Below are 13,464 nucleotides of genomic sequence, written 5' to 3'. Positions count from 1 at the left end.
CGGTAAAAATCGGACAAAAGCCCCTTGACGTGACTGTCCGTACCGATGGACTATGAGGCCCTGGCACAGCCCGCACCCGTAGGTGCGGTAGAGCATAAGCCAGTTCGTACGACCGGCGCCCCCGGCGCCGGGAGAGCCCGGCGGTGCGCACCCCACATCCGGCCGCCACAGTGCTCTCGACGTTCGGCAGCCCCCAGCGGGCTTCCCTTCCGGGCTCCCTGCGCGTATCCGTCCGCGCCCGCCGCCCGTTCGCCATACACCAAGGGGCCGCGCCGTGTCCGGCGCCCGCCCGCCGCCTCCCTCCGAGAGGCCGCTCCATGAGCACCACCCTGCCCCCCGACATCGTCCGGTACCCCTATGCCGGACGCATCCCCGACCACGACGGGGACCGCCACCCGCACCGCCGCGCCGCCGACCGCGTCACCGTGCACCGTCCGATGCGCCGCGCCGGCGACGGCATCGCCACCACCCACACGGTCAGCCTGATCGTCCCCGCCCAGAACGAGGCCCCCAACATCGCCTGGGTCTTCGAGCAGATCCCGCGCTGCGTCGACGAGGTCATCCTGGTCGACGGCGCATCCAGCGACGCGACCGTCCCGATGGCCCGGCAGTGCCTGCCGACCGTCCGCAGCGTCCAGCAGAGCGCCCCCGGCAAGGGCAACGCGCTGCGCACCGGGTTCGCCGCGGCCACCGGCGAGTACCTCGTCATGATGGACGCCGACGGCTCCATGTGGCCCGGCGAGATCCCCCACTACCTGCACTTCCTCGACCACGGGTTCGACTTCGTCAAGGGATCGCGCTGCATCGCCGGCGGCGGCTCGCTCGACCTCACCCGGGTCCGCTCGCTCGGCAACCGGGCCCTGCTCGCCGTCGTCAACCGCCTGTACGACGCACGCCTCACCGACCTGTGCTACGGCTACTGCGCCTTCCGACGCTCCTTCCTGGATACGCTCGACCTGCGTTCCACCGGTTTCGAGATCGAGGCCGAGATGATCGCGCACGCGCTGCGCTCGGGGCTGCGGATCGCCGAAGTGCCGAGCCTGGAACTCCCCCGCCGAAGTGGTCGCTCCCACCTGCACGCGGTCTCCGACGGCCGCCGGGTGCTGAGGACCCTGATCGCCGAGCGTCCCCGCGCCCGGTCCTCGGCGTCCGCCCCCGTGGGGGAGCACTGATGAATGGCACCGACCGGCGCACCGCAGCCGCCTGCCCGCGCCCCGCCGCACGCAACTCGCTCCACACCCCCGTCCGCGTCGTCGACCTGGACCTGGACGAGCCGAGCGAGTTGCGCTCGCCCGGCGGTCTCGGTACGGCCGCCCCGGACGGACGCGTGTTGGCGTTGGTGCGGCTGCACGGACACCCGCTCGGATTGGTCACGGCCACCGGGACAGCCGGCCAGAGCGCCGCGCTGCGCCGGGCGCTGGTCGACGCCGCCCACCGGGAACTGCGCGTTCCCGCACTGTCCACCGCGACACCCGCGGCCCGCCCTGGCCGGGCAGGCCGGGCCCGGGTGCCCGCGGACCCGGTCACGGTCAGCGTGGTCGTCGCCACCCACAACCGGGCGGGCTTGTTGCGACCCTGCCTCGACTCCCTGCTGCGGAACGGCTATCCGCGGTTCGAGGTCATCGTCGTGGACAACGCCCCCGCCGACGACACCGCCGAACGGCTGATCAGTGACCGGTACCGGGGCCGGGTCCGCTACCTGCGCGAGCCGGTAGCGGGCCTGGCCCGGGCCCACAACGCCGGGCTCGCCGCGGCCCGCGGCGAGATCACCGCCTTCACCGACGACGACACCCTCGCCGACCCCGGCTGGATCGCCGCCCTCGCCCAGACCTTCGCCGAGGACCGCGCGATCGGGTGCGTCACCGGCCTGATCCTGCCCGCCGAGCTCGAAACCCCCGCCCAGGCCGCCCTCGAGTTCCACGGCAACTTCGCGAAGGGCTTCGCCGCCCGCACCTGGACCCTCGCCGACGGACCCGCCGACCCGCTCTTCCCCTTCGCGGCGGGCCGCTTCGGCTCCGGCGCCAACATGGCCTTCCGCACCGCCCGGCTGCGCGCCCTCGGTGGCTTCGACCCCGCCACCGGCACCGGCACCCCGGCCCGCGGCGGCGACGACCTGCTCGCCTTCTTCCGCATCCTGGTCGCCGGACACGCCCTCGCCTACGCGCCGGACGCCATCGTCTGGCACCGCCACCGGCGCTCCATGGACGCCGTCCCCGCCCAGGCCTTCGGCTACGGCGCCGGCTTCGGCGCCTACCTCGCCGCCGCCCTGCACCACGAACCCGCCATGCTGCCCGCCCTGTTGCGCCGCCTCCCGAGCGGCATCCGCTACGCGGTCCGCCGCGCCCGCACCCAGCCGGACCCGGGTGTGGCGGACCGTTGCCCCAGCAGGCGCCTGGCCCGGCTCGAACTCCAGGGCCTGGTCTACGGGCCGGTCGGCTACGCGCGCAGCCTGTGCCTCGCCCACGCCGCGACCCGGACGGCGGGGTGAACCCGCATGGCCACCCGCACGGCACCCGCCCGGGCCCGCCCCGGCTGCTCCTGCCCGCTGCCGCTGCCCTGCGAGTGCTCGTACGCCACCCTGCTGCGGGCCCGCGCGCGTGCCGCCCTCGCCGGTGAACCGCTGCTGCGCAACGGGCACGTGCTGACCGCCAGTTCGATCCTCACCGCGGTCTTCGGCATGGTCTTCTGGATGCTCGCCACCCGCTGGTACAGCGCGGAGTTCGTCGGGCTTAGCTACGCCGTGCTCACCGCGGCGGCCCTGATCTCCGAGATCGGCCAGCTCAACCTCGCCGACGTCCTGATCCGCTTCGTGCCCGCGGTCGGCCGCGACGCCCGGAGCCTGCTGATCCGCTGCTACCTGGTCGCCACGGCCGCCAACGTGGTGGTCGGCGGCCTCTTCCTGATCTTCGTCCCGGCGATCGCACCGGACCTCGGCTTCCTGCGCAGCCCGCCCATCGCCATCGCTTTCATCGCCATGACCGCGGGCTACACGCTCTTCGTCCTCCAGGACGGCGCGCTGACCGGCCTGCGCCGCCCGGGCTGGGTGCTCGGCGAGAACGCCCTGTTCGCCACCGTCAAGACCGTGCTGCTGGCCGCGCTGGCGGGCTGGGCGCTGCACGCCGGGATCCTGATCTCCTGGGCCGGAGCCCTGCTGGTCGCCGTGGTCACCGCCAACGTGCTGCTGTTCCGCCGGATCCTGCCGGCCCGCGCCCGCGGCCGGGACGCCGCCGCCGCCTCCCCGCGGCTCGCCCGTTACGCCACCGCGGACTACGTCGGCGCGCTGCTGCGGCTGACCGCCGCGACCGTCGTCCCGCTGTTCGTCCTGAACACCCTCGGTCCGGAACAGATCGCCTACTACTCGCTCGCCTGGGTGATCGCGTACACCTTCTACCTCGTCGCCCTCAACATGGGCAGCTCGCTCATCGTCGAGGCCGCCGGGGCGCCCGGACGGCTCGCCGAGCACGGCCGCCGGGTGCTGCGGCACGCCGGCGCCGTGGTCGCGGCCGGCGCGCTCGCCACCATCGTGGCCGCGCCGTGGGTGCTGTCGCTGTTCGGCTCCGCCTACGCGGACCACGGCACCACCCTGCTACGGGTGCTGGCCCTGTCCGCCGTGCCGCACCTGGTGGTCAGCGTCGCCGTCGACACCGCCCGGGCCCGGCAGCGACTGGCCCCGATCGTCGCCCTACAGGGGGCCTACTGCGCCCTCGTCCTCGGCCTGACGGTCTGGCTGCTGCCGCCGTTCGGCCTTGTCGGCGTCGGCCTGGCCTGGCTGATCGCCGCCACCGTCCTCGCCGTCCCGCTGCTGTGCACCGTGCCGCTGTGGCTCCCGACAACCGAACGGAGACGGCCGTGAACACCCCGGGCCTGTCCGTCATCGTCTGCGCCTACACGCTCGAACGCTGGGACGACCTGTGCGCGGCGATCGGCTCCCTGCGGGCCCAGCGGCAACCGCCCGAAGAGATCCTGCTGGTGGTCGACCACTGCCCGGACCTCGCCCGCCGGGCCGCGACGGCCTTCCCCGACGTGCGCGTCCTCGCCAACCGGGAGCGGCGCGGGCTGTCCGGCGCCCGCAACACCGGGGTGCGCGCCGCCCGCCGCGAGGTGGTCGCCTTCCTCGACGACGACGCGGCCGCCGAGCCCGACTGGGCGGCCCGCCTGCGCGCGCCCTACCGGGACCCGGACGTGTACGGCGTCGGCGGCCTGGTCGTCGCCCGCTGGGAGGACGGCACCCGGCCGGACTGGTTCCCTCCCGAGTTCGACTGGGTGGTCGGCTGCTCCTACCGCGGGCTGCCCGTCCAGCGCAGCGCCGTACGGAACTTCATCGGTGCCAACATGTCCTTCCGCCGTGGCGCGGTGATCGCCCTCGGCGGCTTCCGCACCGACCTCGGCCGCGTCGGCACCCGCCCGCTCGGCTGCGAGGAGACCGAGTTCTGCCTCCGCCTCGCCGAGCACCACCCCGGGGCCGTCCTGCTCCACGAACCAGCCGCCGTCGTCCACCACCACGTACCGCCCGGCCGGGCCGCCTTCTCCTACTTCCGCTCCCGCTGCTACGCCGAGGGCTGGTCCAAGGCGGCCGTCGCCCGTCACCGCGGGGCCGCCGCCGCGCTCTCCAGCGAGCGGCGCTACCTGCGCTCGACCATCCCGCGCGCCCTCGCCGGCTGCCTGCGCCCCGGCGGCGCCGGACCGCGGCGCGCGGGCGCGCTGGCCGCCGGAGTGGCGCTCACCGTGGCCGGGTACGCGCTCGGCCGCATCGGGGCCCTCGTCGCGCCCCGCTCCGGCGAGCCCGGCGGAGCGGCCGGGACAGCCCCGGCCGCCGCGGCGCCCCGGGCCGCGCACACCCCGTCGACGGTGCCGACCGTGCCCGCCGCGTCCAGGAGCGCCGACGAGGCGCCGGGACCGCCGGGAGGCGTGCCATGACACCGGTCGTCCCGGTGCTCCTCTATCACTCGGTCCACGACGACCCGCCCGAGTGGATCGCCCCGTTCGCCGTCACGCCGCGGGTCTTCGCCGAGCACCTCGACCGCCTCGCCGCCGCCGGGCGGATGGTGGTCCCGCTGCACCGGCTGGTCACCGCCCTGCGCGGCGGACCGCCCATGCCCGACCACTGCGTGGTGCTCACCTTCGACGACGGCTTCGCCGACTTCTACTGGACCGTCGCCCCCCTGCTCGCCGATCGCGACCTGCCCGCCACCCTGTTCGTCACCACCGGCGCCCTGCACAGCCCCGGCCACGCCGCCGAGGGCAGCCTGCTGCCGCCCGCCGACATGCTCAGCTGGCGCCAGCTCGCCAACCTCGACGCGCTCGGCATCGAGATCGGCGGGCACTCCCGCACCCACCCCCAGCTCGACACCCTCTCCGGGCGGCGGCTGCGCGAGGAAGTGCTCGGCTGCAAGGACCAGTTGGAGGACCTGCTGGGCCACCCCGTCGACTCCTTCGCTTACCCGCACGGCTACTCCAGCCCGGCCGTGCGCCGCTGCGTCCAGAAGGCCGGCTGGACCAGCGCCTGCACCGTCGCCAACGCCTTCAGCTCCTCGGCCGACGAACCGCTGCGCATCGCCCGGCTGATGGTGCGCCGGGACACCCCGCGCCGACTGTTCGGGCAGTGGGTCGAAGGCACCGGCGCACCCGTCTCCCCGTTCCCGGAACACCTGGGGACCAAGGGCTGGCGCGCCTACCGCCGACTGCGGGCGCGCCTCGGCAGCCCGGTCGGCGGGCCGTGAACGGGCCGACGGGCTTGAACGGGCCGACGGGCTTGAACGGGTCGGCGGGGCTCGAACGGGGGGCTCAGTGCTGCCAGACCTGCACCCAGTCCACCGTCATCCGGGCCGAGTCGACGTCCTTCGGCGGTGAACTCGGGTACCCGACGGCCAGGTTGAGCAGTACCTCCATCGGCTGGTGCGGGATCTTCTCCGGGTCCGTCACCCGGTAGCGCTGCACGCCGTCGACGTACCAGGTGAGGGAGTCGTTCTCCCAGTCGAGCGCGAACACGTGGTAGCCCGCCGGGAAGTCCTGCGGGCCGTAGCGCTCCCACTGGTCCTTGTCCTCGCCGTTCGGCCCGGTGTAGTGCAGCGTCATCTGGACGTACTGGGGGGTGGAGATGAACTCCGCGACGTCGAGCTCCGGCGGGGTGGTGCGGGACTCGGGGAGGAGCCAGAACGCGGGGAACATGCCGGCCTCCGGGGGAATGCGCACCGCGGCGGCGAAGTACCCGTACGTGAAGGTGTGCCGCGGCTGCGCGTTCCAGGAGTCCCGGCCGGTGGAGACCATGCCCGAGGTCCACGGGTAGCTCTTGCCGTCGCTGCCTGTGGTGGTCGACCGGTTCGCGGTCAGCGTCAGCGCGCCGCCGCCCACCGAGACCTGCTGCGGGCGGTACCACTCCAGCTCGTGGTTGCCGGAGTTGGTGCAGCCGTCCTGGTTCCAGTCGTAGCAGGTGGTCCAATTGGAGCGGTTGAGGCGGTTGCCGTCGAAGAGGTCGTGGAAGGCCAGGTGCCAGGAGCCGGGGGCCGCGGGGGCCTGGTCGGGGCCGTTCGACCCGGCGGCACTGCCCGAGGCCGACGGCGAGGTGGACGCCTCGCCCCCGCCGCCCCCGCCGCCGCCGGCGCACCCGGCGACCAGCAGCAGAGCCGCCGCCAGCGCGGCTCCGCCCGCCCCGCGCCGCCGTCGCCGGTGCGCGTGCCGGGAGGCGCCCTCTCCGCCGTCGCCCTTTCCGCCGTCGTCCGCCGCACCCTCGTCCGCCACACCCTCGCCCGCCGTACCGTCGACCGCCCCGCCGCCGTCCGGTCCCCGGGCCCGCGAGCCGCCGTCCGGACCGCGTGGACGCCGACGGCGCGGGAGGCACAGCGGCAGCGCCAGCAACGTGGTGGCGCCGGCCACCGCGGCCAGCGGCCAGCCGCTGATGAACCCGCCGGTCAGGTAGTAGGCCACGATGACCACCGTGTCGATGGCCAGGCTCAGGCCCACCGCCATCACCCAGGACTCCAGCCGCCCCATCGGCGCGCCGCTCGCCGCCAGGCGCGGACGGGCCGAGCGCACCGCCGCCAGTCCCGGGCAGCAGAGCAGGAACACGGCGGCCACGGCCACCCGGACGGGGTTGGCGTCGGCGAGTGCGTAGACCGCGAGCGCCACCCAGCCGGAGACGGCGAGCGCCCAGCCGAGCCGGAGGTCGTTCGCGGACGGGTCACTGTTCACGGGCCGCCTCCCGGTTCGAGGAAGGACTGCGCCGGCGGCTGGACGGCCGGCGGAACGGACGGGGCGACCTGGCCGGGCAGCGGGTTGGGGATGAACCGGTAGACCACGGCGTCGGCGTTGGCGTAGACGAGCTCGAAGCCCTGGGTCCGGGAGACCACTTCGGCCAGCCGGCTCACCGTGTCCGGCGGCAGCACGCCGGTCAGGGAGGCCTCGGCGGCCTGCGCCCGGCTCAGGACCAGGTACGCGGGCACCCCCGGATGGGTGAAGCCGACGGCGGCCTCCAGCCCGCCCAGCGGGTCCTGCGTCAACAGCTTCCGGGTCGGCTCCGACGTCTCCGCGAGCCGCACCTGGGGGTGGTCCTCGTAGTGGTCGTAGATCCCCGGCACGCTCCCGGTCACGGACACCACCACCGAGTACGGCGGCGCCGTCGCGAACAGCTGCCGCGTCGCGGTGACCTCGGCGCCGGTGTACCGGTTCATCTGCTCCTTGCTGTCGTAGCCGAAGAACAGCCCGCCCAGCAGGGCCAGCAGCAGGACCAGCGAGCCGGCCGCGCGCAGCCGCGGCCGCGGGGTGGGCCGCAGGAGGAGCGCGGCGACCAGGAACGCGAGGGCGGGCAGCGCGAACAGGTAGGTGCGGAAGAGCATCTCGCCGCCGTAGCTGTTGGCCGCCAGCAGCGGCACCGGGGCCAGCGCGAGGTAGGGCAGCGGGGTGCGCCGCACCCACGGACGGCGGACGAAGGCGATCAGCGCCAGCAGGACCACCGCCGCCGACAGCCCCCGGTCGATCCAGTCGACCATCACCTGGTCCGCCGAGGCGGTCCCGAGGTTGGCGAAGCCGGAGGTGATGTTGGAGTCCGGCGTGGTCAGCGCCCGGACGAACTGTCCGAGGTTGGTGGCCAGGTACGGCCGTGCCACCGTGGAGTCCCACACCGCCGTCATCGCGACCGCGGCCAGCAGCGGGGGCAGGACCACCCGGCGGTTGCGGCGCGGCACCGCCAGCACGGCCAGCGAGCTGATCAGCATCAGCGGGGTGAGCTGGTGCGAGCAGACGATCGCGGCCTCCAGCACCAGGACCATCGGCAGCCGCAGCGGCCCCCACCCGCCGGCGTGGCTGTTGCCCGCCACGGGCGCCGCGGACCGGTGCGCCCCGCCCGGTGGCGCCCCGCCCGGTGGCGCCCGGCCGGGCGCGCGGCGGCCGGTCCGGTCGGGCAGCCGGCGGACCACCGAGGCGATCACCGTGACGTACAGCACCAGGGCGAAGGCCTGCGGGGAGAAGTAGTCCTGGCCCACCCAGGAGCAGGAGAAGTAGACCCAGACGGCGCCCCACACCACCATCCGGTCGGAGCTGATCGCCCGGTAGAGCAGCAGCAGCGGGGCGAGCAGCAGCGCGTTGAACAGCGGCGGCCCCCAGCTCGCGTACCCGAGCGCCGAGTGCAGGCCGGTGGCCCGCATCAGCAGGCCGTTGAGGACGAAGAACCCGGGCCACTGGTTGTACGGGTCCAGCAGACCGGCCCGCGGCACCGGCCCGCCGTGGCGCAGCATCGCGTCGATCACCGCCACGTGCTTCCAGGCCCAGGAGTACCGCAGGTTCGCGTAGAGCAGGGTCGGCGTGGCGTGGACGACGGCGATCAGGCCCAGGACGTAGCCGGCGAGCCACCACTGGCTGAGGCTGCGGATCCGCAGGGCGAGCACGAAGCCCGCGGTCAGCAGGCCCGCCGCGACCCAGTACAGGACGGGGAGCACCTGCAGCAGGCCGAGGTCGCCCATCCGGCTCAGGTCGACGCGGCGCAGCGCCAGGAGCCAGAGCACCAGGGAGACCGGCAGCAGCGCGCGGGCCGCCTGCGCGGGCAGCCGCGCCGACCGTCCGGGGCGGCTGCGGATCGTCCCGGTGGTCGGGTGCGGCCTCTGCGCCGACAGCGGCGTCACAGCCGGGTCGCCGGCCATGTGGCGGCCTCCTCCAGGAGCGGGGTCACGTTGCGGGTCACCCACCAGTGGCTGCGCGCGTAGCGGGGTGACTTGGTCACGTTCGACACGACGTGCCACAGCCAGGTCAGCAGTGGCAGTACGGCGCCGTCCGGCGGTCCGACCGGGCCGTCCCGGCGCAGGTCCACCAGGTCGGTGCGGGTGCTGTCGATCAGGGCGAGGTCCGGGCCGGGCAGCGTGCCGTGGCGCACCATCTCCCGTACGGTGCTGCCGAGCTGGCGGCCCTCGCGGCGGCAGGCCAGCGTGATCACGAAGGTGTAGGCGTCGATGGCGCAGGGGCCGTCCGGACGGGCGCCGCCCCAGTCGATCACGCCGGTGACGCGGTCGGCCCGCTCGTCGAGCAGCACGTTGCCGGCGTGGAAGTCGCCGTGGGTCCAGGCGACGGTGGTCTCGGCACCGGCCAGTCCGGCGCGTAGCCGGGCGCGGACGCCGGCCAGCCCGGCGGCCCCGGTTCCGGTCCGGCACCAGGGGATGCCGGCCCGGAGCGCGTCGAGCGGCTCGTCGACCCAGGCAACCAGCCGACCGGTGGCGGTCTCGGTGCGCCCGGTGGCCCGGTGCAGTCCGGCGATGGTCGTCAGGGCGTGCTCGGTGACCGTGCCGTCCCGGCCGGGGCCGTCCCGCAGCAACCGGTCGGCGGTGGTCCCGGGCAGCCAGCTCTCGGTGATCAGCGGCAGCGGTCCGGCCAGCTCCCGGCGGACGGGGGCGGGCACGAGGGCGCGCCAGGTGCCGAGCCGGTCGTCGGCGGACAGTGCTTCCAGTACCTGCCACTCGTGGTCGAGTGCGGCGGCGGCGTGGCCGTTGCGGGCGTGCTTGACCGCCAGCCGGGCCCCGCCCGGGGTGTCGAGCGAGAGCACCAGGACGTCGGTCAGCCCGGGGCCGGTGGGCCGCAGCGCGCGGGTGGCGTCCAGTCCCAGCCGGCGGGCGATCCGGTGGACCTTCAGGCTGTCGGCGGGGCCGTAGAGCAGCGGCGGGCGGCGCAGCGGCAGCAGCGCCCGGGGAGAGAGCGGCAGCCGGGCGGAGTGCCGTCCGCGCGGGTCGTACCGGTGGACGGCGGCCCGCAGCAGGTCCCGTGCCCGCGAGCCCTGCGGCCCGGGGGTGCGGTCCCGCCGCTGCGCCGCCGGGGTCATCCGCCCGGGCCCCGTCGAGTCGGTGCGGACGCCGCGGTGAGCGCGGCCTGCCCGGCGAGACGGGCGAGGCGCAGCGGCGCGCCCGGCCGGCCGGCCTCCGGGACCGCCAGCAGGGCCAGCAGTGCGCGGGCGTCGGCGGGCGGTCGCGGTGCCCGGCAGCGCGGGCAGCCGCCCGGGCGGTGACCGATCAGTCGGCCCACCGCGTCGGCGAGCCCGGCCTGGTAGGCGCGGCGGGTCACGGGCACGCCGGACGCCCCGACCGGCGGTTCCGCGTTGGCGGGGGCGGCGGCGGTCGCGGCCCAGCCGAGCAGCTCCACGTCGGCGACGCCGTCGCCGACGGCGAGCGCGGGCGGGCCGCCATCCCCGAGCCGGTTCAGCAGGGCGCGGGTTCCGGCGAGCTTCCCGGTGCCGCGCGGGACGAAGTCGGTCTGGGCCCGGCCCGGGACGGTCTCGAAGAGCTCCCCGAGCGGTGCCTCGCCGAGGAGGGCGCGGACGGTCTCCGGGTCCAGGGCATGCCGTCGGCCGTCCTGCGGCGCGCGGACGGAGGCGCGCACGCACCAGCGGGCGAGCGGGTCGGTGACGGCGGGCGGGTCCAGGGCGCCCAGCCGGTCGCGCAGCCCGCCGTCGCCGGCCCGGCGGCGTCCTTCGTCGAGCAGGACCTCGGTGCCGCCGGTCGCCGCGTCGACCAGGACCGCCCCGTACTCGGCGATCCCGCCGGGCAGCCGGTAGGCGGCGCAGCGGTCCGCGACCTCGGGGGCGGAGCGTCCGGTGGCGATCACCGTGCGGTAGCCGTGGGCGCGCAGCGCGCGCAGCGCGAGCATGCCGGCGGGGGAGGAGGCGGGGAAGCCGAGGACATCGGACTCCAGGACGCCGTCCACGTCGAGGACGCAGTACGGGCCCCGGGGCTCCTCGTCCAGGTCCGTGAGGTAGACGGTGGCAAGGAAGCGTTGCACCGCCCGGGCCTGGGCCCGCCGGGCGTCGGCGCGGGTGCGTTCGGAGGGCGTCAGCCCGTCCTGGACGGCGGCGTGCCGGGCCTGGACGAGCCGCAGCAGGCACCACCGGGCGGCGGAGACCTCCTCCCCGGCGGCTCGACGGTACGCGGTGAGCAGCTCGGCGTCCTCGTCCACCCGCGCCCGGTCGGACCCGTCGTGCGGGCTTGCCGCGCCGGCGAGGTCGTAGGCGGCGTCGTAGCTGGTGAGGTTGAGGTGGCCGAAGGCGCCGTCGGCGTACGCGGTCTTGTGCCAGCCGCCGGCGCCGTCGGCCGTCCAGCGGTGACGCGCGGTCAGTCCGTCGGTCACGCAGGGGCGGTCGGAGGCCAGCAGCGTGCGGGTCAGCGGGTCGAGCAGGAGCGGGCGCAGCACGGTGTGCAGGCGTCCGAAGACCGGGGCCAGCTGGCGGGCGGAGGCCTCCCAGACGGGGTCGCGCCCGGCCAGCCGCAGGCTCCGGTCGGCGGGTACGGCCAGCAGGCGCTGCCGGGCGGCGACGTACCGGGCGACCTCGGCGGGCGGGACGCGCCGCCCGTCGGTCGCGGCGAACTCGGGCACGGTGCGGACGAGCACCCCGTCGGCGAAGCCGAGCGGGCGCGGGACGAGCCCGGCGAGCGCCCCGGCAACGGTGGGCGCGTACGCCCCGAAGTAGCCGACGCCGGTCCACTCGGCGAGCAGCGGCAGGCTCCGCACCGCGCCGTCCGGGGCGGCGGTCCGGGCCGAGCAGGCGACCGCCAGGTGCGAGCGGCGGGAGAGCGGGCCCTGCGGGCCGACCGACAGGTCGAGCAGCCGCCGGCCGGGCGGCAGCAGAGCGGGCAGCAGGGCGCTCAGCAGGGTGGTCAGGGGCGCGGGGGAGAGCAGCGTCCGGACGTGCCAGTCACGGCCCGGCAGGGTCACGCACGGCAGGCGGCGCAGGGCGGGCGGCAGCGTTCCCGCGTCGTCGAGGGTTGCGAGGACCGGGACGACCGCCGCCGGGTCGAAGCCGCTGCGGACCGCCAGCGCGGCGAGGCCCGCCAGGGACCCTCCGGTCACCGGCGGGTCGTCGACGAGCAGCACCAGCGCGCTCCGGCGCCGGAGGTCGCGCACCACCGCCGCCCGTCCCGGCAGCAGCGCGGCGCCCGGACGCGTGGTGCCGACCGTCACCGCCCGGTGGCCGAGCAGGCGCAGCTGCGCCGCGAGCAGCGGGGCGAGGTAGCTGCCCGAGGTGCGCACGCCCAGGACCAGCACCGGGCGGTGACGGTCCGGATGGCGGGCGTCGACCAGCCGGGCCAGCGCGACGCAGTCCCGCGGGTGCTGGTCGAAGCTGCGGAAGCAGGCCGGAGGGCGCTGCACCGCCCCGGAGAGCAGCCCGCGCGCCCCGGGCAGCCGGGCCAACCCGGCCACCGCGGCGGCCAGTTCGGCGGGCAGGTCGACGCCCGGGTCGTTCGTGCCCGAACCCTCCGGTGACGGGTCCTCGGACCCCGGGTCAGCCTGCAGCGCGCGCAGCGCGAGGCGGTCGCGCAGGGCCCCCATCCGCCCGCACCACGCGTGCAGACCGCGGGCCGGCGGCGCGGCCAGCCACAGCCCCGTGGTGGCCCGCAGCCCGGCCCGGGCCGCCCCGACCGCGCCGGGCCGACCGCTCTTCGCCAGGTGCTCCACCAGGCGCCGGGGTCGCCACGCCGTGCCCTCCAGCACGTCTTCGACCGCCTGGACCAGCCCGGCGCTCAGCAGGAAGGCGTCCAGCCACTGTCCACCGGCGGCACGTCCGAGCAGGCGGGCGGTCAGCTCCGGCACGACGAGGTGCAGGTCCACCGGTGCTCGCGCACCGTCGGCCGCCGCGGTCTGCGCATCGTTCATTCGTGGACTCCCGTGAGCTCCCGAAGGAGGGGACAGCGCCCGCGGAGCCGTGCAGCCGCTGTGCCTTCCTAACTCTAGGCACCCGGCGCCCCACCTGCTTCCCCAGCCGATCGGCACAGGCATCGGGCGCCTCCTCCTCGCCCCCCGTTCCGTCCAGGGTGCACCCGTCCCGGTGGGGAACGACAGCCCTGATCCGTGTCCGCCCGGCCGCGCTGCGTGTGCGCCCGCCACCGCCCGCCACCGCCCGCCACCGCCCGCCACCGCCGGGCGGCGCCGTCGCGGCCCCGGCGTGCGATGCGGGCCGCGGTCGCGGGGTGCGTAACGGCTTGGCCACGGGTCGGCCCT

Annotated in this window: 9 protein-coding genes; 5 read left to right on the top strand and 4 right to left on the bottom strand. The window is 76.0% G+C overall.

The window, feature by feature from the left end; all coding sequences use genetic code 11:
• The first annotated feature begins 317 nt into the window (after positions 1 to 317).
• From ACZ3TI_RS03185 to ACZ3TI_RS03165, 5 genes are read left to right on the top strand one after another with little or no spacing between them, the layout of a single operon-like run.
• Positions 318 to 1,172, top strand: a complete 855-nt coding sequence (locus ACZ3TI_RS03185; RefSeq protein WP_465722704.1) for a glycosyltransferase family 2 protein — start codon at positions 318 to 320, stop codon at positions 1,170 to 1,172.
• A complete protein-coding gene (locus tag ACZ3TI_RS03180; RefSeq protein WP_465722702.1) occupies positions 1,172 to 2,488 on the top strand; it encodes a glycosyltransferase family 2 protein in 1,317 nt (438 codons plus the stop codon). The genes ACZ3TI_RS03185 and ACZ3TI_RS03180 overlap by 1 nt, the downstream gene beginning before the upstream one ends.
• 6 nt (positions 2,489 to 2,494) lie before the next feature.
• Positions 2,495 to 3,853: a lipopolysaccharide biosynthesis protein gene (locus ACZ3TI_RS03175; RefSeq protein ID WP_465722700.1), complete on the top strand. Its 1,359-nt coding sequence runs from the start codon at positions 2,495 to 2,497 to the stop codon at positions 3,851 to 3,853.
• On the top strand, positions 3,850 to 4,917 hold the full coding sequence (locus ACZ3TI_RS03170; protein WP_465722698.1) for a glycosyltransferase family 2 protein: 1,068 nt from the start codon (positions 3,850 to 3,852) through the stop codon (positions 4,915 to 4,917). Before ACZ3TI_RS03175 ends, ACZ3TI_RS03170 begins: the two co-directional genes overlap by 4 nt.
• Positions 4,914 to 5,720: a polysaccharide deacetylase family protein gene (locus ACZ3TI_RS03165; protein ID WP_465722696.1), complete on the top strand. Its 807-nt coding sequence runs from the start codon at positions 4,914 to 4,916 to the stop codon at positions 5,718 to 5,720. The genes ACZ3TI_RS03170 and ACZ3TI_RS03165 overlap by 4 nt, the downstream gene beginning before the upstream one ends.
• 64 nt (positions 5,721 to 5,784) lie before the next feature.
• Here ACZ3TI_RS03165 and ACZ3TI_RS03160 read toward each other — a convergent pair whose 3' ends face one another.
• Genes ACZ3TI_RS03160 through ACZ3TI_RS03145 form a run of 4 tightly spaced genes read right to left on the bottom strand, consistent with a single transcriptional unit; the run spans position 5,785 to position 13,119 of the window.
• On the bottom strand, positions 5,785 to 7,188 hold the full coding sequence (locus tag ACZ3TI_RS03160; protein ID WP_465722694.1) for a glycoside hydrolase family 16 protein: 1,404 nt from the start codon (positions 7,186 to 7,188) through the stop codon (positions 5,785 to 5,787).
• Positions 7,185 to 9,131 carry a glycosyltransferase gene (locus tag ACZ3TI_RS03155; protein ID WP_465722692.1) on the bottom strand — a complete coding sequence of 649 codons (1,947 nt, stop codon included), beginning with the start codon at positions 9,129 to 9,131 and terminating at the stop codon, positions 7,185 to 7,187. Before ACZ3TI_RS03155 ends, ACZ3TI_RS03160 begins: the two co-directional genes overlap by 4 nt.
• A complete protein-coding gene (locus tag ACZ3TI_RS03150) occupies positions 9,110 to 10,297 on the bottom strand; it encodes a phosphotransferase family protein (protein ID WP_465722690.1) in 1,188 nt (395 codons plus the stop codon). The genes ACZ3TI_RS03155 and ACZ3TI_RS03150 overlap by 22 nt, the downstream gene beginning before the upstream one ends.
• Complete coding sequence (locus ACZ3TI_RS03145; RefSeq protein ID WP_465722688.1) at positions 10,294 to 13,119, bottom strand: hypothetical protein; 2,826 nt, start codon at positions 13,117 to 13,119, stop codon at positions 10,294 to 10,296. The genes ACZ3TI_RS03150 and ACZ3TI_RS03145 overlap by 4 nt, the downstream gene beginning before the upstream one ends.
• Positions 13,120 to 13,464: the final 345 nt, after the last annotated feature.

The organism is Kitasatospora sp. NPDC023120 (genome assembly GCF_055560835.1).
This window is presented reverse-complemented; position numbering and strand designations above follow the sequence as displayed.